General features: G+C 67.4%; 15 protein-coding genes and 3 pseudogenes. 13 read left to right on the top strand and 5 right to left on the bottom strand.

Annotation, left to right across the window (positions count from 1 at the left end; genetic code table 11):
• A pseudogene (locus ACH4S8_RS44035) lies at positions 1–692 on the bottom strand (NAD-glutamate dehydrogenase); the annotation flags it as partial.
• A 931-nt stretch (positions 693–1,623) separates the two neighbouring features.
• Here ACH4S8_RS44035 and ACH4S8_RS44030 point away from each other — a divergent pair.
• The 9 genes and pseudogenes from ACH4S8_RS44030 to ACH4S8_RS43990 all read left to right on the top strand — a co-directional run bounded on the left by ACH4S8_RS44030 (position 1,624) and on the right by ACH4S8_RS43990 (position 12,600).
• Positions 1,624–1,923 (top strand): transposase, encoded by a 300-nt coding sequence (locus ACH4S8_RS44030; protein ID WP_398404790.1) that lies wholly within the window; start codon positions 1,624–1,626, stop codon positions 1,921–1,923.
• Positions 1,920–2,165 carry a hypothetical protein gene (locus ACH4S8_RS44025; RefSeq protein ID WP_398404794.1) on the top strand — a complete coding sequence of 82 codons (246 nt, stop codon included), beginning with the start codon at positions 1,920–1,922 and terminating at the stop codon, positions 2,163–2,165. Before ACH4S8_RS44030 ends, ACH4S8_RS44025 begins: the two co-directional genes overlap by 4 nt.
• On the top strand, positions 2,087–2,647 hold the full coding sequence (locus ACH4S8_RS44020) for an IS3 family transposase (protein ID WP_398404788.1): 561 nt from the start codon (positions 2,087–2,089) through the stop codon (positions 2,645–2,647). The genes ACH4S8_RS44025 and ACH4S8_RS44020 overlap by 79 nt, the downstream gene beginning before the upstream one ends.
• A 164-nt stretch (positions 2,648–2,811) precedes the next feature.
• Entirely contained in the window at positions 2,812–3,567 is a 756-nt protein-coding gene (locus tag ACH4S8_RS44015; RefSeq protein ID WP_398404786.1) for a hypothetical protein, read from the top strand.
• Between the two features lie 382 nt (positions 3,568–3,949).
• Positions 3,950–4,484, top strand: a pseudogene (locus ACH4S8_RS44010) (GNAT family N-acetyltransferase).
• Positions 4,485–4,794: 310 nt separating this feature from the next.
• Positions 4,795–6,069 carry an alpha/beta hydrolase gene (locus tag ACH4S8_RS44005; RefSeq protein ID WP_398404784.1) on the top strand — a complete coding sequence of 425 codons (1,275 nt, stop codon included), beginning with the start codon at positions 4,795–4,797 and terminating at the stop codon, positions 6,067–6,069.
• Positions 6,066–7,139 carry a trypsin-like peptidase domain-containing protein gene (locus tag ACH4S8_RS44000; RefSeq protein ID WP_398404782.1) on the top strand — a complete coding sequence of 358 codons (1,074 nt, stop codon included), beginning with the start codon at positions 6,066–6,068 and terminating at the stop codon, positions 7,137–7,139. Before ACH4S8_RS44005 ends, ACH4S8_RS44000 begins: the two co-directional genes overlap by 4 nt.
• 3 nt (positions 7,140–7,142) lie before the next feature.
• Positions 7,143–8,237, top strand: a complete 1,095-nt coding sequence (locus tag ACH4S8_RS43995) for an effector-associated domain EAD1-containing protein (RefSeq protein ID WP_398404780.1) — start codon at positions 7,143–7,145, stop codon at positions 8,235–8,237.
• The gene (locus ACH4S8_RS43990; protein ID WP_398404778.1) at positions 8,230–12,600 is read left to right on the top strand and encodes an AAA family ATPase; all 4,371 of its coding nucleotides are present in this window, start codon (positions 8,230–8,232) and stop codon (positions 12,598–12,600) included. Before ACH4S8_RS43995 ends, ACH4S8_RS43990 begins: the two co-directional genes overlap by 8 nt.
• Positions 12,601–12,770: 170 nt before the next feature.
• Here ACH4S8_RS43990 and ACH4S8_RS43985 read toward each other — a convergent pair whose 3' ends face one another.
• On the bottom strand, positions 12,771–12,959 hold the full coding sequence (locus tag ACH4S8_RS43985) for a hypothetical protein (RefSeq protein WP_398404776.1): 189 nt from the start codon (positions 12,957–12,959) through the stop codon (positions 12,771–12,773).
• Between the two features lie 199 nt (positions 12,960–13,158).
• Complete coding sequence (locus ACH4S8_RS43980; protein WP_398404774.1) at positions 13,159–13,356, bottom strand: hypothetical protein; 198 nt, start codon at positions 13,354–13,356, stop codon at positions 13,159–13,161.
• Between the two features lie 300 nt (positions 13,357–13,656).
• Between ACH4S8_RS43980 and ACH4S8_RS43975 the strand changes: the two genes are divergently transcribed.
• Together ACH4S8_RS43975 and ACH4S8_RS43970 are read left to right on the top strand one after the other, a co-directional pair.
• Positions 13,657–14,328, top strand: coding sequence for a hypothetical protein (locus ACH4S8_RS43975; protein ID WP_398404772.1), 672 nt, complete (start codon positions 13,657–13,659; stop codon positions 14,326–14,328).
• Positions 14,329–14,452: 124 nt separating this feature from the next.
• On the top strand, positions 14,453–16,138 hold the full coding sequence (locus ACH4S8_RS43970; RefSeq protein WP_398404770.1) for an IS4 family transposase: 1,686 nt from the start codon (positions 14,453–14,455) through the stop codon (positions 16,136–16,138).
• On the opposite strand, the pseudogene ACH4S8_RS43965 reads toward ACH4S8_RS43970, so the two are convergent.
• Positions 16,139–17,386 (bottom strand): annotated as a pseudogene (locus ACH4S8_RS43965) (IS3 family transposase).
• A 329-nt stretch (positions 17,387–17,715) separates the two neighbouring features.
• On the opposite strand from ACH4S8_RS43965, the gene ACH4S8_RS43960 reads away from it, so the two are divergent.
• Positions 17,716–18,636: an alpha/beta fold hydrolase gene (locus ACH4S8_RS43960; protein ID WP_398404768.1), complete on the top strand. Its 921-nt coding sequence runs from the start codon at positions 17,716–17,718 to the stop codon at positions 18,634–18,636.
• 8 nt (positions 18,637–18,644) lie between these two features.
• Here the strand turns inward: ACH4S8_RS43960 and ACH4S8_RS43955 are convergent, their stop codons facing one another.
• Positions 18,645–21,581, bottom strand: coding sequence for a tetratricopeptide repeat protein (locus ACH4S8_RS43955; protein WP_398404766.1), 2,937 nt, complete (start codon positions 21,579–21,581; stop codon positions 18,645–18,647).
• Between the two features lie 402 nt (positions 21,582–21,983).
• On the opposite strand from ACH4S8_RS43955, the gene ACH4S8_RS43950 reads away from it, so the two are divergent.
• Positions 21,984–22,256 (top strand): transposase, encoded by a 273-nt coding sequence (locus ACH4S8_RS43950; protein ID WP_398404764.1) that lies wholly within the window; start codon positions 21,984–21,986, stop codon positions 22,254–22,256.
• The last annotated feature ends 723 nt before the right edge of the window (positions 22,257–22,979 follow it).

The following is a 22,979-nucleotide window of genomic DNA, read 5'->3' as shown; positions in this document are numbered from 1 at the left end:
CGCAGGTCGTCGGCGGTCGGCTCCTTGGGGAGCTCCTCGGCCATCCGCAGCGCCGCGTCGCGCATCTTCTCCCAGTCCTCGACGGCCTCACGGACATCGCCGAGCACTCGTGACATGTCGTGGAAGATCTGTTCGAGGTCGGCCCGGTCGGTCTCACGGTCGAATTCGACATGGATCCAGGACTCGACGCATGTGTCGTGCGGGAGGTTGTCTGTTGGCGAGATCGGTAGGACCTCGATCAACTCGCCGGTGATCCCACGGCGGGCGACGAAGTGCGGGTGGGTCACGACATGGATGCCGCGTCCTTGCCGCGACAGCTCGTTGGTCACGGAATCGACGAGAAACAGCATGTCGTCGCTCACGATCTCCACCAAGCTGTGGCCGCAAGTCCATCCGTTCTCTTCCACAGTCGGCGTATGGACCCGGACATTCGTCGTGCCCTGGGGGCGTGTCTCGGCCAGTCTGTAGTGGGAGAAGGCCGTTCCGAAGACATCGACCGGGTCGCGGTCGGTGAGGTCCTCCGGGGCCGTGTGCAGGTAGTAGCGCTGGAGGAACGCGAGCACGGTGTCCCGGTCGGGGGTGCCCTCGCCCGTCGTCCCAGTCGGTAGGTGCCCCCCGACCGGGCTGTTCTCAGCTACCCGGGCGGCCCTCTCGAGCAGCTCGGCCTTGGCTTCGTCCAGCTTCGTCTGCATACTCGCCCCGTCAGCCAGGCGGCACGCAATGGCCGCAATGCTGATCCGTACGCATTTTGCCGACTCCTGCCATCGTCAGAAGAGAGCGTCTACGGCTACACGTGTTTCAAGGCCACGGTGACGCGATCCGTTACCGGAGAATCTGTGCACGATGTTTCGACGCAGACTTCTTCGCTGTCCCGTTCCTCTTTTTCACTGCGTCCCGCTTCGGCACCAAGCCCGAGACCGCCATGAGGCCACTGCGGGTGCCGCTGCATTCCATTCTCCGCCCACCCGGCCCATCGCGCAGCGGCCGTCCCGCCACCACCGTCCTTTAGGAGCTGCCGGCTGGCCGGGAGAGCATCAGCGCGGCTGTCTCGAGCCCGGATGCGGGAAGGTGTTCCTGGTACCAGGCGGGCTGACCGGGGACCTCGAAAGAGCGGCCGCTCTGCTCGATCGGGCCGCAGCGACAGCAGCATCGATACAGTGGGGCGGTTCGCCGGGTACGGCAGGTCGGAGGGGGGCATCTCTCCGCCCAGGCCTGGTACCGGCGGGCCGCTGGCGACACAAGACCTGGTGGGCTGCTGTTCCGTTTGTGTGCACAGGCCTTGCTCACTTGCGAGTTGGGTCCGTGCTGCGTTACCAAAGGGCCGTTGGGGGCAGGTGCGGAGTCCAACAGGTCAAGTATGTGACGTGAAGCGGCCGATCTGGGCCGCATATGTTAACTCGGATGCTGGTGCAGCGTTTTGGTACGCAGCCGCCTTTTCCTATGGTGAGGGCCGCTCTCGGCGGAGGCGCCCGGTTTCCAGCGGATGGAGATGCCGTGGGGACACTGAACGATGTGGCCCCACGGCCCTCGGTGGTCGCAGCAGCCGCTGTCAGTCTTGAAGCTTCCCCGTGAACCTGGACACCTGCAGACTGGGACGTGAGGTCCCAGAGGAAGTAGAGCCAGGTGAGCAACAAGCAGGGCAAGCGGTACTCGGAGGAGTTCAAGCGGGACGCCGTCGCGCTGGCCCGGTCCTCCAGCAAAACGGTCACCGAGGTGGCCCGGGACCTGGGCGTGAGCCCGGAGGGCCTGCGGAGCTGGGTCAAGCAGGACAAGATCGACCGCGGTGAAGGCAACCTCGGCGAGCTGACCAGCGCCGAACACGAGGAGCTCCGCCGCCTGCGCCGGCAGAACCTCGAACAGCAGAAGACCATCGAGGTCCTGAAAAAAGCGACGGCCTTCTTCGCGCGGGAGAGCGACCGGTGAGCGAGATCTACCGGTTCATCGCGGTGGAGAAGGCCAACTTCCCGGTCGCTTTGCTGTGCCGCATTCTCGGCGTGCCCCGCTCCTCCTTCTACGCCTGGGCCGAAGGGCACGACGCCGGCGGGCGCGTTTTCAGGCCGACGAGGCGCTCGCGCACGAGATCACGGTGGTCCACCTTGCTTCCAGGGGCGCCTACGGTGTTCCGCGCGTCCATGCCGAGCTCCGGCGGCTGGGCCACGGCGTGAACCGCAAGCGGGTCGAGCGGCTGATGCGCGAGCGCGGCATCGCCGGGGTCACCCGCCGCCACCGCCGGTCGCTGACCCGACCGGACCAGCAGGCCCGGCCCGCACCGGACCTGATCGGCCGCGACTTCACCGCCGACCGTCCCGGAACCCGCCTGGTCGGTGACATCACCTACCTGCCCACCGACGAGGGCTGGCTCTACCTGGCCTGCTGGTTGGACCTGGCCACCCGCGAGGTGATCGGCTACGCGATGGCCGACCACCATCGCGCCGACCTGGTCGTCGACGCCCTGCACATGGCCCACGGACGCGGCCACCTGGACGCCGACTGCATCGCACACAGCGACCGCGGAAGCGAGTACACGTCGACCCAATTCAGAAGCGAAATAGCCAGGTTGGGCATGCGAGCGAGCACCGGCCGCACCGGCTCGTGCTACGACAACGCCGCCGCCGAGAGCTGCAGGCGATGGCCGCGCGGGCTGTGATGCCGAGCCCGAGTTCCTCGCAGGAGGGTGGCGGCAGCGCCTTCTGCACGTTCACTGCGGTCCACCCGCGCAGCGGCGTACCCGCAAGGGTAACTGCACCGCCGTTCGCCGGACTCGCCAGGCCGGTGCACGGCGAGCAGCGTGGCTGAGCGAAGATCTCATCCATGGATTTGCAAGGAATCGGCGCCGTAGCGGCTGCCGCTGCGGCGGTCGTCACCATTCCCATCAGCATGCTGATGGGTCGACGTCAGATGCAGAACGCCGTGGAGACGGTGCAAGAACAAGGTGCCGTCGTTCACTCGCAATGGCGCCGGGAAGTCAGGCGCGAGGCGTACATCGCCTTCCTCTCGAAAACAACCCGCGTCATCGAACTCGCCGACGAAGTCACGAAACCAGCCGCCGACGGTAGGGTCGAAAGGGCCGCTATTCGAGATCAGATCGCAATGGGGGTTGCTGAAGTTCGCAGCGAACGGTTCTCCATCGAATTGGAGGGGCCGGACACGGTGTTTTCGGCTGCGGAAAGACTCATGGTGGCATCAGGCCGCATCGCACAGCGAACAACTCTGCAAATCGACTGCCTCGACGCATTGCGCTACTTCGAAGACTCGGCCGGAAGCGACCCGTCGCATGAGGCCGTGCAAGTCGTAAGGGCCGCAGGCAGACTGGTCGGTCGTGCTGAGTCAATAGAGAGACAGTTGGATCAGGAGTCCACTTCTCACGCTGAAGCGACAGCCCATTTCAGCGAAACTCTGATGGAATTCCTTGAGGCGAGTAATGCCCTCCCAGGCAGTGAGGCGGCCCAACGGCGAATGCACGTTTCCGCGTATGCCGCCTCCATCACTGTTCCCCTGTCGGCGCGAAAAGCATGGCGTGACGCTCACCGTGAATTCATGAGAGCCGTGCGAGCTGCACTGGACTGACCGCATCCACGCCCATTTGCCTTCGAAGAGGGGACGGGCACGCCGGATTGCGGATGAGGGTTCTCGGCACACGGATCAGGTCTCCGAGACGTCACCTGCCTGCGGGGATGTACCCGGCCCTCGCAAGCTGCGCTGCGGGGGTCGTTCCTGCTGATGATGAGCATCCGGATCGACGACGCCGGAACTCCAGGGCAGTGTCAGACCGGCGGGTCACAGTGTCGAGGTCTTGGGGGTGGAGGAAGTCGGCAGAGCGCTTGGTGGGCTTCGCGGGGTCCTGCTCGGCCGACCGGATCTTTTGCGGCGGCAGGTATCCGTGCTGGACGGGCGAGATCGGCGCAGAGACGGCTTGGCCAGTGCTCGGCGGAGAGATCATCATGCGGGAATGTCCGACAACCGATCCGCTGAGACACCGACTGTCGTGCGGCTCCCGCAGTACGCGAAGGCGGACCAGGAGGAGATCCTCGGCAACAGCGATGATCCCTTCGGTGTCGCCTCGGCCGGTCTGACCTGGATGCCGAAGGAACAACCCTTCGGCATCAGACACGCAGAACGACTCGTGGCACACGCCGGCCTGCTGCGAATGCCTGTCGCGATCGGCCACACCGAGACAGAGGTGGTGGGCGTGGGCGGAGTGGTCGTCGCACCCCGCATACAGGGTCAGGGCCTGGCTCGGCTCGTCGTCACAGCTGCCCTGGAACAGCCCGCGCGATGGGTCCTCAGCGCCACTCCTGTTCTGCCGTCCTCCCCTCGTGCCGCCCTACCAGCGTCTGGGGTGGCATCCGCTCGACACGGACGTGCTCCTCGAACAATCCGAAGGCCGCCTGGTGACCATGCCGCTGCGGAAGATGGTGACACCCTTACGCGACGATGCCCGCTGGCCATCAGGGCCAGTACGGCTGCTCTCGCTCCTTATGTGACGGAGGGCCACCCAGCACGGAGGAAGGGTTCACTTGTCCTGTACCGGTGGCCGAGGCGCCTCACCTGATCGGTTGCCGATTGATCCAGTTGCCGCAGGCCAGCGCGAACGGAGCGGCTGACTTCGCTGTCAAAGGACCGCGGCTGTTCCTGCCGGCGAGCAGACTGCGTTGACTCCGCTCCTCGCGCTATGAAGGCTCGTCATGGTCCTCGCGCGCTCTATGATGCGCGGGGGACCAAGGCGTCCTGTTGGCTCGTCGGAGTCCTTGGAGGGGTGGGGGAGTGGAGGACTGGGGGCCGCTCGTGCCAGCGGTGGCACGAGTCTGGCCGAAGGCGGAAGAGTTCCTGCACGGCGCGGAACTGGAGCGCTTCGAGGCTCGTGTGTTGGTGGCGCTGCGCGCACTGGACGCTGTACAGCACACCTTATGTGCTGCTCTCACGCCGGAGACGCACCAGGCCGTCGACGTGGCGGCGCGTGAGGTGGCCGCGGCCTTCGAGGCGCACGAGCCCCTCGGTGCGCTGCTGCTCGCGGAGTTCGACTCCCTGGCGGAGAGTCAGGAACGGTTCGGACCGGAGCCCCCGCCGCCGGATTGGATCCCGTGGCAACGCGCTCTGCTGGTGCCCGTCCTGTACGCCACGGACCGGGCAGCAGTCCCGGGAGAGACCGGCTTCGGTGTGGAGCGCGGTGCGTTGACCTATGGTGAGCTGCGTGTCGGGATCCCCGACGACCACCGGATGGGTGCCGCGGAGAAGCCCCGCCTGTGGCGGCTGGGGTTCCGCGACGACCCCGCCAAGGCCGCGACGCTCGGCTCGGTGACGACTTCGACCGCGCGGGAGTTCGCGCGACTGGCCCGCACGCGGCTTGCGAAGGGCGAGGTCGGGCAGGCGCTGGTCTTCGTCCACGGGTACAACGTGACGTTCCCCGACGCCGCGATCCGCGCCGCACAGATCGCCTACGACCTGAACTTCACCGGCGTCCCGATGCTCTACAGCTGGCCGTCGAAGGGCACAGTGCGCGGCTATGTCGCGGACGAGAACGCCGTCAGCCGTTCGGTGCCGAACTTCCAGGCGTTCCTGCGTCACGTGCTGACCGAGACGGGCGTGGGGGAGCTGCACGTCGTCGCGCACAGCATGGGCAACAGGCTACTCACCCAAGCCCTCGCCGACCTCGACACCACGAGCCTGCCCCACGGCTCCGGCCGACTCGGGCAGGTGATCTTCACGGCCCCCGACGTCGACGCCGAGGTGTTCCGGCAGCGCCTGCCGCACATCGCCCGGCAGGCGAAGGGTTGCACGCTCTATGCCTCCTCCGCCGACCGTGCGCTGGCCGTCTCCCGCTCGCTGGCCGCCGCCCCACGCGCGGGTCAGTCCGGGGAGGGGATCGTCGTGGCCCCGGGACTGGACACCATCGATGCCACCGAGCTCGACACCGGGCTGATGGGCCACTCGTACGTGGGTGACCACAGGTCCGTCCTCGCCGACGTGTACGGGCTGCTGCGGCAGGCCCTCCCGCCGTCCAAGCGCTTCGGACTGGTGTCCGTGCCGCATGCGGACGGGTCCTACTGGTCCTTCCAGCCGCAGAAGTGACCGGCACGCACGCTTCGTTCAACAAGGTGACACCGATGACGCATTTCCTGGACAGCCTCCCGTTCGACTGGAGCGACCCTGGCGCGCGCGAACTGCAGGGTCTGCTCGCCTCCTTCTACGACGAGCCGGCCGCCGTGAAGGCCATGGCGCGGCAGGCGGGGATCGCCACCCAGTACGTGCCGTGGCAGCAGCCGGTGTACGGTGTCTGGTTCGACCTGATCACCGTCGCGCGCAACCAGGGCATGCTGAGGGCGCTGCTCGCACAGATCCTGGCAGGTCCTGACCGAGCCGTCGCGGAGCGTCTGAAGGAGCTGATCGGGGACCGCCCGGTTCTTGAGGTTCCGGAGCCGGAGCCCCCGCCGGGCGCCTGGAAGCACTTCACCGATCCCGATTCCCTTGAGCGGCAGATCTTTCCCGACAGCACGTTCCAGGACGTTGCCTTCCTCAGACGAGGGACGGAACAAGCCACGGCGGTCTGCCGACTGCGCGTGACGGACAGTCAAGGGCGGCGATACCATGGCACCGCGTTCCGGGTGGGCACCGACCTGCTGATGACCAGCCATCACGTACTGCACGGGTCGGATGGCGACCGCATGGCCCAGGTCGAGGCGTGGTTCGGATACGAGCAGGACATTGACGGACGCGATCTGGAACACGTGACCGTGGTCTGCGATCCGGCTTCCGTCACCGGCGACGCCGAAGACGACTGGGCGGTGATCAGGGTGGCCGAGCCCATGCCCGAGGATGCGGTCGTGGTGCCGCTTCCCGAGCGCGTCACTGTGGAAGCCGGGGACCGCGTCTGCATCATCCAGCACCCTCACGGCGGGGTGAAGAAACTGGCTGCTCGGCACAATGTGGTCCGCTACGCCGACGACCAGGTCGTGCAGTACTGGACCGACACCGACCGAGGATCTTCGGGGGCGCCCGTCTTCGACGAGCGGTGGCGGCTCGTTGCGCTCCACCGCTGTCACACTCGGGCGGGAAAGCTGAGCGAGCAGCGCGAGTACCGCAACGAGGGCGTCAGGATCGAGCGGGTCGTCGCCGGCATGGCGAACGCGGGGTTGAGGTGAAACGTGGCACTTCTGCTCGACCGCAGGGTCTTCACCTTCGACGATCCGCAGGCCCGCGACCTGCTGAAGGTCCTGCTGGACGTCTACGACGTGGAGGACGGTGTCCGGCGTTTCATCAGGTCCGCCGGCATGCTGCCGGCCGATGTGAAATGGCGCGGCAAGATGGCCGACGACTGGCCTCGCGTGCTGGAACACGCTGCCGCCGTCGGCAAGTTGAGGAAGCTGATCCAGATCGTCTCGGAGGACGCGAACAGCGCCGCCCACGACATCTTCAAGGTGCTCCTCACTCAGGAGGCACCCGCCAGGAGCGCCGACCCGTGTGCGGCGCTGCTGCTCGGTGCCGGACGGCCGAGGGCTTTCATCGACCGGCGGGATCTGCGCGAGATCCTGCGCGACATGCTGGAGGCACAGAGCGGTCGTGTGCTGATCGTCGACGGTGCACGCAGGTCCGGCAAGACGTGGACCTGGTTCCTGCTCTGCCACGTTCTCGACGGGCACGGCGTCAAACCGTATAAGATCGACTTTTCAGCCTACGCGGAGCCCGTCGAGGTGCGCGACATCGTCGCTGAACTCAGCGACCAGCTCGGCTGGGACCTGGGACAGGACGACACCTTCGCCACGGAGGACGCCCAGGCTAGACGGGTGGTGAACCGTGCGAAGCAGTACATGCGGGACGCGCGGGAGGACCTCTGGCTGGTCTTCGACGGCCTGGTCAGGACAGAGCTGACTCCCCAGGCGCTGCGACTGGTGGAGAACCTGGCGGAAGCCGTCGCGAACGGGGAGACCGGTGACCGGCTGAGCATGGTTCTCATCGCCTATGGCGGCCAACTGCATCCGTCGGTCGATCCGTATGTGTGGCGAACCCATCTCGGCCCGATCCGCGTCCAGGACCTGCGCGAGTTCTTCTGCGCCATCGCGGCGAGCGCCGGAGCCCAGATGGCGCCCGAAGTCGCCGACCTCCTGGTCACGGAGGTGCTCCGCGAGACCATCGGCGCCGATCACGACCGCGACGCGCCGCTGCCGTTGGAGAAGGTGTCCGCCGTTGCCGCGGTACGCGGTCGGCAGCTCTACCAGAGGTACGGAGGAACCAGTGCCTGAGTCCTCGGCGGCGCGGGAGCTCACCGCGCGCGACATCCTGAACCTCCTGAACGACCCCGCGCCCGGCGTGGCCCCGCCGGACCCCGGCGACATCTCACCCCAGCGGTGGGTTCTACGGGAGAAGACCGCCCTGCTCGGTGCCTTCGACGCGGCGGAGCTGGATGGCCGGGGGAGCGAGGAGAACGCCGAGGCCGCGGTACTGCGGGAGTTCCTCACCCACGACTGCGACCGGGTCCACACGCGCCGGGGCCGGCGCTGGCGGCCTGTTCCAGCCGTGCGTACGGCGACGCTGGAACGCCTGCGTACCCGGGACAACCTGCTGACAGCACTGCGCTCGGGCGTCCCGGCCGGCCACGACACCGTCCGTGACTGCGCTGAACAGCTGCTGACGGACACCGCGCCAGCCCTCGCCGAGCGGGGCGCCGAAGAACTGCACGCCCTGCTCACCCTCGTCCGCTGGTTCGACGACGCGCCGAGTGCCCGCGCTGCACTCGCCGAGCAGGCCGTGGCCCTGCCTGACCCGGACGACCTCGCCCGGCACATCGAACTGGCCCGGCTCATCGATCCTCTCGAGACGCTCGCCGATCCGACGTTCTGCGGGCGCGAGGACGAACTGGCCGAGCTGGCCGGGCACATCGCCCCTGTGCAAGGCGACCACCGCTGGCTGATGATCCATGGTCCCGGAGGCATGGGGAAGTCCACCCTGGTGGCCCGGTTCGCGCTTGACCACATCACCAGGGCCGAGCCCGCGCGGAAACTGCTGTTCGTGTACCTCCCCTTCGACCGTACCGACCTGGTGCCGCAACAGCCCCTCACCCTGCTCGGCGAAGCCCTGCGTCAGCTGCGGGTGCTCCTGCCCGGACTCGAAGGGCGAGCGGCGCGCGAGCTGGAGCAGGCTGTACGGACCACCCTCAACGCGGACACCAGGGCCGAGAGCGAACAGCGGGGCAGCAAGGGCCCGAGGTCAGGGCGCGCCCACGATGAACGCAGCCTCGCAGGACTGTTCTCCTTTCTGGTGGCGAGGGCTTTGCCGGATACGGACCGGCCGATCCTGCTCTTCCTGGACACCTTCGAACAGGCGCAGCACAACGGCTCGTTCGCCGTCGCCCGTCTTGTCGACTTCCTCGAAGTCCTCCAGGACGCCTGCCCGCAGCTGCGGATCGTCGCCGCCGGCCGCGCACCGGTCGAGGACCGAAGGTTCACGGAACTTCCCCTGAAAGGGTTCGATCCCGCCACCGCCCGTGCCTTCCTGCGCCGGTTGCTGCCTGGCGGCGGCCCGGAATACGAGGCGGCGCTGCACACCATCACCCAGACCGTGGGATCGGACCCGCTCAGCCTGAAACTGGCCGCCGACCTCTTCCGCAGGCAAGGACCACGAGCGTTGCGCGACCCCGCACTGCGCCGCCTGGTCCAGCTGCAGATCCAGCCCGAGGAGCGCCAAGGCGTGCTGTACCGGCGCATCCTGGACCATCTGGAGAACCCGGATCTGCGCTGCATCGCCAGCCCGGGACTCACCGTCCGCCGCGTGACACCGGACGTCATCCGCAGGGTGCTGGCGGCACCGTGCGGCCTGGGACGCGTCGACGAGCGACGGGCCCGTGTGCTGTTCCACCAACTCCGCGACGAAGCCGCGCTGGTGGCGGACGTGCCGGGGCAGGAAGCCGTCGTCCACCGGGCCGACGTACGCCGTGTGATGCTGCCGATGCTCCGCGGTGACGCGGGGAACGTCGTCAACAGGATCCATCGCAGGGCGGTCAGCTACTACGCCCGGCAAGCTGAGACCGACCCCGCCAACGCGGCCGAACACCGTGCGGAGGAGCTCTACCACCGGCTGTGTTTGGGACAGACACCCAAGACCCTCGACCGCCGGTGGCTTCCCGAAGTCGGCCCCCTCCTGGACTCCGCCATGGAGGAACTGCCCGCCCGCAGCCAGGTGTACCTCTCCGAACGCCTCGGCCTCACGGTCAGACCCGACCTGCTGCGCCAGGCCGACGACGAGACGTGGGGACGCCAGGCCCTGCGTACCGCTACTGCACGACTGGCGGACGGCCGGACTGATCAGGCGCTGACCCTGCTGGAGCAACGTCCAGGCCATGTGAGCCAGGACGTAGGGCTGTCCACACTGCGCATCCGGGCGCTGGCAGCGGAGGGCCGGACGGACGAGGCCCGGGACCTGGTCGAGCCAGCACTGGAACTCGCCTCACGTGCCTGCGACGCCGAAGCCTTCGTGGACATCGCCGTGTGCGGCGCCCGCGTCGAGGAGGACGTTGGACGCTTCCGCGCCGCTCGTGCTCTGATCGGCCAGGCACGCGACGCGGCCGAGTCCTCTGCCCTCGGCGAGGTACCGCGGCTCACCGTCGCGGTGGCCGACCTGCGGCTGTACCGGCGGGAGGACAGCGCTGACACGCCCGAGGCCGCGCTGCTGCGCGCCGAGGTGGTGGATCGCGTGGCACGGCTCGGCCGGCCTGAGCGTGCGCGCCACCCCGCACTCGTGCGCGAAATCGCCGCGGAGGTCGGCGACGATCTGCCGGAACTGGTGTCGGAGGCGGCCCGCCTGCTCGGGGTCGACGTAGAGGGCGCCGCTGGGCACGTGCTGCGCGCCTCGCTCAGCGACGACGAGGTGCGTGACCTGGAGGAGGTGACGCGGGTGGAGAGGAAGAACTCTCGAGGTCCCGCCGATCCCGGCACCGTCACCCAGGACGCAGACGACTGGTGGGTCGTGCAAAACAGTGCCGTTCGCGGCGATACCGTGGGCGGGTACGTCGACAGCGATGCCCAGCACCGCCTGTCCTGGAACCATGCACTCGTCAACACTTACCAGTACGAGGTCGACCAGGCGCAGTTCACGCGGTCTGGTTCGAGTCGGGGTCCCGACTCACCGCACCCGGGAAACCTGCTCACGGCGGACGCGGTTGTCGTCGTGCCCGGTTTCATGGGCAGCGTCCTGGTAGACGCCCACAGCGGCGAACGTCTATGGGGTCATGAGCCCTCGAACTGGCTCCTGCGGGCCTGGACGCGCGGAGGGATCGACGCCCTGCGGCTCACGGACGACGAGCGAACGGACGGCCATCGCCGCGTCCGCCCCGTCTCCCTGCTGCGCACGCCCGCCTGGGCTCCCATGCTGGGAGCCCTCGAACCCTACGGTCGCTTGCTGGAGCGCATCCGCGACCACGTCGCACATCCCGACGCCGTGCTTGAGTTCCCATACGACTGGCGACTTTCGGCGTCGCACAACGCACGACTCCTGGCGCAGGCGGCCGGTCGGCACCTGGAGCGCTGGCGTGCCCACCCGGCGGTGCCACAGGCGCGCAGGGCCCTGGCGGGCGATCGCGAGCCCCGCCTCGTGATCATCGCGCACGCCTTGGGCGGGATCGTCACCTGCGCGGCGCTCAACCAGGACGCGTGGCTCGTGGAGAACACCCGGACCATCGTGTGCCTGGGAACGCCCTTCCGCGGCGTTCCCAAGGCAGTGAAGATGCTGAGCTCGCAGCCGTTGGGCGGGCCGATGCCCGTGCCGTACCGCCGTATGTGGGAGCTCGTGCGGACCCTGCCGGGGTTCTACGATCTGCTTCCCGACTACCGGTGCGTCGAGGACCGCGGCGGCCTACGGCGCCTGGAACTCGGCGACGTCGACCAGCTGGGTGGTGACATGGCGCTCGCGGCGGAGGCGATGCGCGCGCGGCACACCACGGACCTGGCTCCACTCCTGCCGCACATCCGCGCTGTGGTGGGCGTCGGACAGCGCACGGTCCAAAGCGTGGACATCGCCCACGGCATGGTCCGCACTCTCGAAACGATGCCGCGGGTGTCGAGTGAGGGCAGGCCCGTGCTTGACGCCCAGGGAACTCCTCTGCGATGGGACGCCGGGGGAGACGGCTTCGTGCCACGCGTCTCCGCCGGCTCGCCGACGCGCGCCGACTGCTTCGTCGAGGTCCGCCACGGCTCGCTCATCGCGGAGCGAGAGGTGATGACGTATGTAGGGGCTCTGCTCTCGGAAGACCACTACCTCGGACCGGAACCACCCCCGCCGGCGATGGTCGGCAGCGGCATCGGACTGCCCTCCCACGACGGCATCTCCCTGTTCCTGCCCGAGGTCGTGGAAGCGGGAGAGCCCTGCGACATCAGGGTCCGGGGTGCCCTGGCGTCGGCCTGGGTGCGGTGCACACTCGTCACCGACGGCAAGTCGTCCGCTGACGCCAGGGTCTGGCCGCACCCCGACGGCGACGGCTTTTGGGCACGACTCACCTTCCCGCGCCCGGGGCTGTACCGAGTCAGGGTCGAGGACGGCGAACAGTCCGCGAGCCGCTCGGTCTTCGTCTTGTCGTCTGAGGACAGCCGTGCCTCCGAAGGACGCCGCAGATGACGTTCACGACAGCGACTGGTGTGGATCCCTGATCACGGCCGGGCACGGCAGGGCCTCGACGCCTGACCGCTGGGTACGGGAGATCGCTGTGAACAAGGCGTGCACGGCGGCGCGGCCGACCCGTTCGAGCCTCATGCCGACGCTGGTCAGGGGCGAGCGGGAGGCGGTGGTTAGGTTAGGATGTGCCAGTTGTCGAAGCCCATGACCGCCACGTCTTCCCGGACGCGCTCCCCGCGCTTGTGCAGGACGTCCATGACGCTGCGAGCGATCTGGGTGCAAGACCGAGCCTCAGGAACAAGACAGACGCCGATCCCCTTGCAGGGTGAAGCCTCGAGGCAACGGGCGATCTTGGCCTTCATGCACCGACGTTAGAGCGATGGCACCGGCACGTCAGGGTTGGGCGGAGATCTGCGGCGCGGCGCATGCGCTGGGCCGACGGCCGTCAATGCCGAGGCCGGAGTCACGTATACCGGCGACAGCCGATCCAGCACACCCGTTGTCGCCCCCGGCGCACGAACACCAGGTATCGCCTCTCTGAGCCCTCCGATGCCGTCGGATCTAGCTGAGCAGGGCGCCGATGGCCGCGGTCATTGCGGCGGCGAGGGTGATGACCGCGGCGAAGGCGGTGGCCGCCCGGGTGAGGGCGGCGGGGTAGGTGGCGCCGTCCATGCGGGCTAGCGTGGCCGCGCCGGCGGCCGTCATCAGCGCGAGGACGATGACGAGCGCGGCAACGAGGAGAACAACGGCGACGGTCACGGCAGGCTCCCTGTACACGGTGGAGTGTTGACGTGATCGAAGGTCGCGGAAGTCGTGTGCGCCGGTGTTCGCCGGGACAAAGATTGAACACGGCGAACACCATCACGGCCCGGGGGCAAGCACGTGAATGACGAGCAGGACGGGGACAGTCCGGCTCTGGCCGAACTGCGCCGGAAACTCGACGGCGGGCTGAAGCGCAGGCGGTTGGACAAGACGGCTCTGGCTGGTCTAGCGGGGCTGGGTCGTACGACGGTGTCGGAGGCGTTTCATGCCGATGGGCCGGTCCCTTCGCAGAGGACCGTGACGAAGTTGGCCCGCGTACTGAAGCTGCCGGTCGAGGAGTTGCTGGCGCTCCAGCGGGACGCGGTCGATCTCGGCAAGGGCGGGAGTGAGGAGAAGCAGGGGCCCGGCAGGCCGATCGCGGAGTGGGATCCGCACGAGTTGGAGGTCCATTCCGCCGGGCCCCGTATCGCCCGCAGGACCGGCACCCTTGCAGTGCAGGCGTTGCCCGGGTACGTGCGCCGCGAGCACGACCAGGTGCTGGCTGAAGCGGTGCAGGATGTGACAGTCGGCCACAGCCAGATCGTGGTCCTGGTGGGCAGCTCCTCGACCGGGAAGACCCGGGCGTGCTGGGAGGCCGTGCAGCCGCTCGCCGGGATGGGGTGGCGGCTGTGGCATCCCTTCGACCCGACCCGCGCCGCGTCCGCGCTGGAGGACCTGCACCGGGTCGGGCCGCGCACGGTGGTGTGGCTGAACGAGGCCCAGCACTACCTCGGCGACCGGGCGGGGGGCGAGAAAACCGCAGCGGCCGTGCGCCGCCTATTGAGCAGCCGGGAGCGCGGACCCGTCCTGGTCCTGGGAACGCTGTGGCCCGAGTACGTTCGTCTGTACACAGCCCTACCCGCTCCCGGCGGGTCGGATCCGTACAGCCGGGCGCGTGAACTGCTTGCCGGAAGCATTGTCGGGCCTTGACCCAAGGCCGGGAAGTTAGCGTTTTCGCAGGTCCTGCAAGCACGTTGAGGACCCGTGGCCAAAGCGCGACGGAGCTCGTTGGTACAGGCAGTCGACCAAGTCAGCTTGTACGTGAGGAGCTCCGTTGCGGGTTCATTTTGCCCTGCCGTCCGCGCTGACGGCCATCACCCGAACGGTGACCGTGGCGGCGGGCCGGTTCGCCCCGGGCCACCTGGGAGAGCTGACCGTGGTGGTGCCGTTCGAGCTGGTGGACGCGGTCCTGGCGGAGACGCGGACGGTGCAGCAGCGGCTGCGTGATCTGCCGTCCCGGGTCGGGATCTACTTCCTGCTCGCGATGTGCCTGTTCCCCGAGGTCGGCTACCGGCTGGTCTGGGACAAGCTCGCCGGCGGCCTGGCCGGGATGGGGGTGGCGTCGCCGAGCGCGAAGGCCCTACGGGACCTGCGCCGAAGGCTGGGCACCGCCCCGGTGCGGTCCCTGTTCGAAGTACTTGCCGGTCCCCTGGGCCGCCCGACGACACCGGGGGTGCGCTTCGGCGCCTACCGGACGGTGTCCTTCGACGGCTGCAGTTCGCTGCGGGTACCCGATTCGCCCCGCAACCGGGCCTGGCTCGGGCGGACGGCCCATCACGGCTATCCCACCCTGGAACTGATGACACTGGTCGAGACCGGGACGAGAGCGCTGACCGGCGCGGTCTCCGGTCCCACTGACGAGGGCGAGACCGCCTACGCCCGCCATCTGCTGCACCTGCTCGGGCCCGACATGCTGGTCCTGTGGGACAAGGGCTTCGACGCCAACGACTTCCTTGCCCAGGTGGCCGCGACCGGCGCGAAGGTACTGGGCCGGCTCCGCCGCAACCGCCGCACCCCGGTCATGGACCGCCTCGACGACGGCTCCTACCTGTCACGGATCGGCGCCGTGGGCGTCCGGATCATCGACGCCGAGATCACGGTGACCTGCAACGACGGCACCGTTTTCACTGGCGCCTACCGGCTGGTCACCACCTTGACCGACCACCGCCGCCACCCGGCCAGGGCACTGATCAACCTCTACCACGAGCGCTGGGAACACGAGAGCGCGTACTACGCGCTCCGCCACACGATCCTGGCCGGCCGGACCCTCCGCTCGGGCGACGCGGTCGGCCTCGAGCAGGAGATGTGGGCCCTGCTCGAGCTCTACCAGGCCCTACGGGCTGTGATGGTCGAGGCCGCCGAGTCCGTCCCCGACCGCTGCTGCTTCACCGTCGCCCTGCAGACCGCCCGTGACCAGGTCATTCAGGTTGCCGGGATCGTCCCCGCCGAGCCCGGACCTCTCGGACTGATCGGCAGGCGAGCACTGGCCCGGCTCCTCGCGCCTCGCCGACACCGGACCGGGACCCGCAAGGTCAAGTCCCCGATGTCCCGCTACAGCGAGCGATGCGACGACGGCCGTCCCGATCGAAGCCGCACCATCACCGAGCTCACCGTCACCGTCCTCGAACCCGGCACCGAATCACCGCCTTTGCCCACGGCCTCCCGCGACGATCGCCACACCGCCCCGGTCCAGCGCCGACGGCCCCGCGTTCTCGCCCTGCTCCAGGACGGCCCGACCCGCCTATGGAGACCCGCGGAGATCGCCGCCTACTTCGGCGACATCACCCTGCACACCATGTATCGGCAGCTGTCCCGATGGGCCGACACCGGGCTCATCCACAAACTCGGACCCGGCCTCTACGCAGCCACAACCTGGACCTCAACACCCTTGCCACCAGCGGAAATACGCGAACTTCCCGGCCTTGGGCCTTCCCCCATGATGGTGGACACGCATCGTTGATCACGCGGCGAGCGTGAGCTTAGCCGCGTGGTGTCGGCGTTCGTATTCGTTGGGGCTGAGGTGGCCGTTGGCGGAGTGCCGCCGGCGGGTGTTGTAGCGGGTCAGCCAGGCGAGAACCTTGTTCCTGCAGGTGAGCGGGTCGCCGTAGTCCCGGGCGCCCTGGAGCATCTCGCGTTTGAGGGACGCGTGGAAACTCTCGCAGGCCGCGTTGTCCGCGCTGCTGCCGACCGCGCCCATCGACCGGGTGACCTGGAGCTGGTTGCAGAGGTCGGCAAAGACCCTGGGGCCGTATTGGGCCTCGTGGTCGGAGTGGAACACGGCGCCGTCCAGGCTGCTGCGGGTGTGGGAGGCCATCCGCAGCGCGTCGGCGACCAGGCCGGTGCGCATGTGGTCGGCGATGGACCAGCCCACGACCTTGCGGCTGTAGCAGTCCAGAACCGTCGCGAGATAGAGGAACTCGCCGTTCGCCAGGGGCAGGTAAATGATGTCGCCCATGTATTTCCGGCCCGGTTCGGTGGCGGTGAAGTCCCGCCGGACGAGGTCCGGAACCGGGGAGGCGGCCGGGTTCGGGACGGTGGTGCGCACGCGTCTGCGCAGGCGGATGCCGGTGATGGAGAACGTCCGCATGATGCGGGCGACCCGCTTCTCGTTGACGTGCAGGCCGGTCTCCTTCAGATCCGCGGTCACCCGCGGGGGAACCGTTGGCGCCGCCGGAGTCCGCGTGAATCTCACGGATCCTCGCCGCCAAGCGCCGGTCGGCCCGCTGCCGGGCCGTTCTGGCGTCACGGCCGGCCAGCCACTTGTTGTAGCTGGACCTGTTCACCTTCAGGACCTCGCAGAGCCGCTTCACCTCGAAGGCGTCCCGGTGGTCGTTGACGAACTGGAAGCGGCTCCTCACCAGTTCGTCTCTCCGGCGAAATACTTGGCCGCCTTGCGGAGTATGTCCCGCTCGGTCGCCAGCTTGCGCTCACTTGCCTCGAGCTCGGCCACCCTGGCTTCGAGCTGCCTGATCCTCTCGTCCGGTTCCGAGGCCGGCGTCGCCTGCGTGGCCCGTGCGGCCATCCCGGTGTCCCGGGCCGTGTCCGGACCGGCGCCGCGGCGTTCACGGTCTCGCAGCACCCAGCTCCGCAGGGTGTTCCTGTTGATGCCCAGGTCGGCGGCGATGCTCTTGTACGTCGCGCCGGGTGTGGACTCGAACAGGGCCACGGCATCGGCCCTGAACTCGTCCGAGTAGTCCTTCATCGCCATCGGCGGTCTTCTCGCTTCCCCCGGATCAAGCAGATCCAGTATCAGCGTGTCCACCACTCAGGGGGCGCTCCGTTGCGTTCCGTGGCCAGCAGCGCGGAGGGCCACTGGGCAGGCGCTGCAAATGGCGTTTCAACACACGAGGGGACATTCGACGGTGAATTGCCCCGACGGGGAGCTCGCCAAGGCGTGCGGCGAGTCGCTGGATGCCCCGGGGCAGGAGCGCGGCGATGCCGAGCGAGTGAAACTGCCCCGGACTTGACGTGCCATCGGCGCGTCCGGCGTTGGCTTGACTACGTTTTCCATGCTGAGTAAAGGGTTTGAGGAGACGTATGAGCCGGATCGTGCTGGTCCACGGGGTGGGCCAGGAGCAAGAGTCAGCAGACTCTCTGGAGGCGTCCTGGATTCCAGCCTTGGCTGGCGGGGTGCGCAATGCCGAGCGGCCGGATCTGGCTGACAGACTGTGGCGGCAGTCGAGGCCGGGGGTCCTGGAGTGCCGGATGGTGTTCTACGGCAACCTGTTTCAGGTTCCGGGGAGGATGGGCAACGGCCAGCTGGTGGCAGATCTGACACCGCAGCAACAGGAGCTGGCCATGGGGCTGGCGGAGGTGTGGCTGCGCCAGGCAGAGGAACGCGCCATGCTAGAAGCGGATCGGGATGAGGCGTACCGGCAGCTATGCGCCCTGGACACGCAGGCGGCCGCGCGGCAGGGGATGCGTGCGGCGGGGCGGCCACTTCTCAACGCTCTGGCGCGGCTGCGGTGGTTCTCTCCGGCGGGCATAGCGTTTGCGGAGCGGTTCGCTGACCGGTCCTTGGCGCAGGTTACCCGCTATCTCACTGAGGATGCGGTACGCGAAGAGGTGCAGGGGCGGATCGCTGCACACCTTGGGCCGGAGACGGTCGCCATCATCGGGCACTCGCTCGGCTCTGTGGCGGCGTTTCAGGCTGCCCATCGGCTAGAGCACGAGTTGCCGCTGCTGGTGACGCTCGGCTCACCGTTGGGGCTGCGGACGCTGGTGTATGACCGGCTGCCGGAAGAAAAGATGGTTCCGCCACAGGTAAAGCGGTGGGTGAACTTGGCGGACCGGGACGACCTGGTTGCCGCAGTACTAGATCTGCGAACACTGTTTGCGGACCCACATGGAGTCTTGGAGTCGGACTGGATGCTGGATAATGGCTCCCAGCCGCATCGAGCGCAATCGTACCTGACGAAGTCGCAGACCGGGGCGCCGTTGGCGGTCGCGCTTGAGTAGCGGCCGTCCTACTTGACCGAAGGGCCGGTAGGGCCAGCACCGCCGTCGTGCCCAGTGCCATCCAGTCGCTGGCGTACCACCTGGGTGCGCGGGTGGTCACCACCGAGTACGCGGACGAAGTCAGGCAGCACTTCCCGCCACAGCGTCACAGCCTTCTCGCAGTCTCCGAGCTCATAAGTCACGGCGGCAATGTTGTATCGCGTGACGAGAGTTTCGGGGTTGTCGGGCCCCAGTACCGACATGCGGTCGAGGAGCAGCTCAGTGAGCAGTTTCAGGGCGCGCTGATGATGCCCGCTCTTGCTCGTCCAGGCGGCATAACTGCCCCGGGCAATAAGGGTATTGGGGTGATCGGGCCCCAATGCCCTGGTGTAGTCGGGGACCAGCTCAGAGAGGATTTCTACAGCACGCTCTGGGTTTCCGCTGCGGGCGGTCCAACTGGCGATTTCATGCCGAGTAGCAAGGGTATCCCAGTGATCAGGGCCCAAAACCTTCAAGCGTTCGGGGAGTAGTTCGGTGAGCAGCTCTAGCGCGTGATTAGGTTCCCCCTTCATGCCAATCAATGCGGCTATGTCGTGGCGAGCAGTGAGGGTATCGGGGTGGTCATGCCCAAGGACTCTGGTGCAGTCCCGGAGTAGCCGAGTGAACAGCTCCAGTGCGTCCGCGACTTGGCCGTTTAGGGCGGTCCAGTGAGCAAGACTGCCGCGGGTGGTCAGGGTGGCGGGATGATCGGGCCCCAACACGCGCATGCGGACGGGAAGTAGTGTCGTGAACATCTCAACCGCACGCCCAAGTTCCCCTTTTGCGCCGGTATTGTCGGCGACTTCATGCTGGGCGGTGAGGGTGTATGGATGGTCCGATCCGAAATGGTCGGCGAATTCGTGGTGCCAGCGCTCCCAGCGTTCCAAATTTTCGGCTGGGATCACGGACGGGCGGGTCTCGAGACTACGGAGCACTTGCTCGTATGAGCCGCACCGCCAGAGATGATCGGGTTCGGCGCGCTCCGCGTAGTCCTGCAGCGGTTCACGGGCGTTGTCGGGGGTTCGCTCGTCCGCAGGGGCCAGCGAGGCAATAGCCTCGGCCAGGGCGCGGTGGCCTGCGGTGGCATCAACCCTGTACGAGCTGGGCCCGCCCTTCAGGGTTCCGGTGAGGTAGTCGGCCACGGACTGGTGGAACAAGCCGTAGAGCATGGTGGATGACGTGTTCTGGCTTGCTGGTGCGCGTGCGACATAGCGGCGCAGCGGTTCCAGGCACTCCTGGAGCCGGCCTTCGCCCAGGGTTGGGGCGCTCAACCGTGCGCTGGCATCCAGCAGCAGGGGCTCTGGGAGCACTGCGCCTGGACCGGCTGCAGTCAGGACGGTGAATGCAGCCTTGACCGGTGAGCCTGCTTTGTCCCAAATGGCACCGCCATCCAGAGCGTGATCAAAGATGCCCCTATAGACGGCCGCTAGGCCGGAAGGGATCTCATGTGGGAGCAGCCCAGGGGTGTCGCGGACGTGGTCCGCAAGTAGCGAAGCGACCAGCCAACTGCCATCGCTACCTGCCAGCACTTCTTCGCACAGCTGCTGCGGTACACACCGCTCAGTCAGGTAGGCGCGCAGCTCCGACTCGGGGGCGACATCCACCAGGATCTCGCACTCGGCCAGCGGCGGTGCGGCGTCCGGGCGAGAAGAGACCACAACTCGCACATCCGCACCCTCCTGCCACGGCTGCTGCAGTCGCTGCAGCAGGTCGCCTAGGTCGCGGGCTGGGACCTCGTCGAGCTGGTCGAACCCGTCGAATACGATCCGTACCACGGTATGCGCTGGCAGATGGCGCAACGGCTTGAGCAAGTGCTGGTCAGCCATTGGCATCTGCTCCCGCTCACTACTGGGGACTGAGTTCTCAAAGGCTTGTTTGGCGCGAGGGAAACTAGGCACGGTGACACTCAACTGATCGCTAATAGCTTCGGCCACCCGTCCGGAGGTCTCGTACCGTTTCAGCAGTCTCAGGGCGTGCACAAAACTATCAGGCACCACTCCTGGTGCGACCTCGGATCTGGTCAACGCGCCCATCAGGGTGGTTTTACCGAATCCCGCCAAACCACGCACAACGACGGAGCGGTGGGTGCGCGAGGCAGCAACTATCGTCTCGAGTGACGGGGTCGGATAAAAATGCCTCAGAGAGCGCCGCAGTCCCTCCCAGCCATCGGCCAGTTGGAATGCAGGTAGGGAACCGGTCTGGTGCAGCCGGGCGGCGTTGTGTGCCACCCACAAGTCGGGCCCGTCTTTGGCTCCGTCCAATGCGAACAGTGAGGGCTGCTGGACGCGTGTCGCACGCTCGGATGCTCGCTTGAGGTCACCGCATACCAGATGGTCGTCAAGCGCAATGTGGCCGGTACGCAACAACGTAGAAATAGCACGGCTGAATGCGCAATCGTATGCCGCCTCGTTCATGTTCGTCGCGGACAATATTTGGAACCGGCGCCGCAAATCATTGTCCAAGCCCATCCACTCGGTCGCGGCTTGTACGGCACCCGCCCCGGCCATACAGGCGTCGATAAGCAGGATCATGCTGAGGCACGGGCGGGCGGTGAGCAATTCCTTGAGCTGGTGAGGGAGGTGGTAGGGGCCGCCTTGAGGGAAACCGAGCCGAGCAGGATCAGAGCCACTCGGTAGGACGTAGAAGTCATCGTTTCTGACCATGCCATGCCCAATCCAGGCCAGAATTAGCAAGCCATTCCTTGCTTTTTCAGAGGCGTCCGCGACCGCGGTCATCGTCGTCCCTGCGTCCTGGTTGAGCAGAAGCGAATGCCCATTGGGCAGAGCAGCGCTGCACTCACCGCGTCGGGGGTCGCGCAACATGGTGTCCAGCTCCCGCGCTGCCCTGGCAAGCAACTTCAGCTCCTGACCCATCGCCTCACACTGCGAGGCGACGACTAGTGAGAAGCGCGAGTGACCATCGGCCATATGACCAGCGTGCGCGGCTCGGTAACGCTTCGCAACACGCACGAGCGTGTTTGAAAGATCGTGTAAGTCCGTGATGCGGAAGCCTGGCTCGGGGCTCGGGGCTCGGGGCTCGGGGCTCGGGGCTCGGGTCCTTGGGCCGGGCGGATCGTACGAGTCATGGCAGACAAGGACGAAGCGGCCGCATCCGTGGTCGGCGACGAGATGGTCGGTGAGGTTGTCGAGCCACTGCTCGACAGGGCTGATGCTTCGAGGGCGGGCTGCTGACGGAGATCACCCGGGGTGTGCTGGAGCGGGCTCTGGAAGCCGAGATGGGTGAACGCCTCGGCTATGAACGGGGAGACCGGGCAGATCACGGCTCGGGGAACTCGCGCAACGGCACATCGCCCAAGACTGTCCTGATCGATGCTGGGCGGTCACGCCGGAGGTTCCGCGGGATGGCCCGGCGATTTCGAACCACGTCTGGTGCCGAAGAACGCCCGCTGGCTCGCCGGGTTCAACGACCGGATCCTCTCGCTCTACGCCTACGGGATGAGCGTGCGCGACATCCGCTCCCACCCAGCCCAGATCTACGGTGTCGAGGTCGGTCCGGAGCTGGTCAGCAAGGTCACCGACGCGATGGTCGATGGGCTCGTGACCTGGCAGATCAGGCCCCTCGACGCGATCATCGTGACCTGACCCAAGGCCACCGTTCAGACCTGTGTGAACCGATATGTGCGTAGCTGGGCCTGATTCCGTCAGGAAGGTTCAAAATCAAAAGCTGGGGGTTACCGGTAGTTCGTTAAATCCGGCGGTAGAGGTCAATGCCGTGCCCGGTGGTGACGGCGTCGATCAGGGCCTGGAGCTCGGAGGGTGGGTCCGTGTCCGTCCAGGCCTGCCACCATCGGCTGAGGGCGATGGCGGGGGTGAGCCAGGAACGGATGGCTCGTAATGCCTTGGGCCAGCAGGGCTGTTGGGGCTGGTGGGACGGTGCCGGTCCCCCTCTCTGGCCCCTCGTCGGGACAGGGGTCCGGCGCTGTGGCATCCAGCGGTCCGGGTGGAGCGAACCACTGGTCCCAGCAGAAGGAGAAAGCGCAGTTGACCAGGGTCTGGTGGCGGTGGATGGCGCGGGCGGAGCGGACCTGGAAGTCGGCCCAGCCGAGTTCGTCCTTGATCTGCTTGTAGCTCTGCTCGATCCAGGGCCGCAGTCCGTAGAGACGGACGATCTCGGCGAGGTCGGCCGGCGGGTGCAGGCTGGTGACGGCGTGGGGTGCATCGGGGTGGGGTAGGTTGGTGGCCAGGTACCAGGTGGCCTTCTCCGGCAGGCTGGCCGGGTCGGTGGTGGCTGTCGGCGTACAAGTGAACGTGCGCCACCTCGTACGGAGGAATGCGCTCCGTTTGTGGGGCGGTGGCGGGCGGGGG

It is taken from the genome of Streptomyces sp. NPDC021080, assembly GCF_044333225.1.
Taxonomy (GTDB): Bacteria; Actinomycetota; Actinomycetes; order Streptomycetales; family Streptomycetaceae; genus Streptomyces.
Note: the sequence above shows the minus strand (reverse complement) of the source record. Positions and strands in the feature narration are given on the sequence as shown.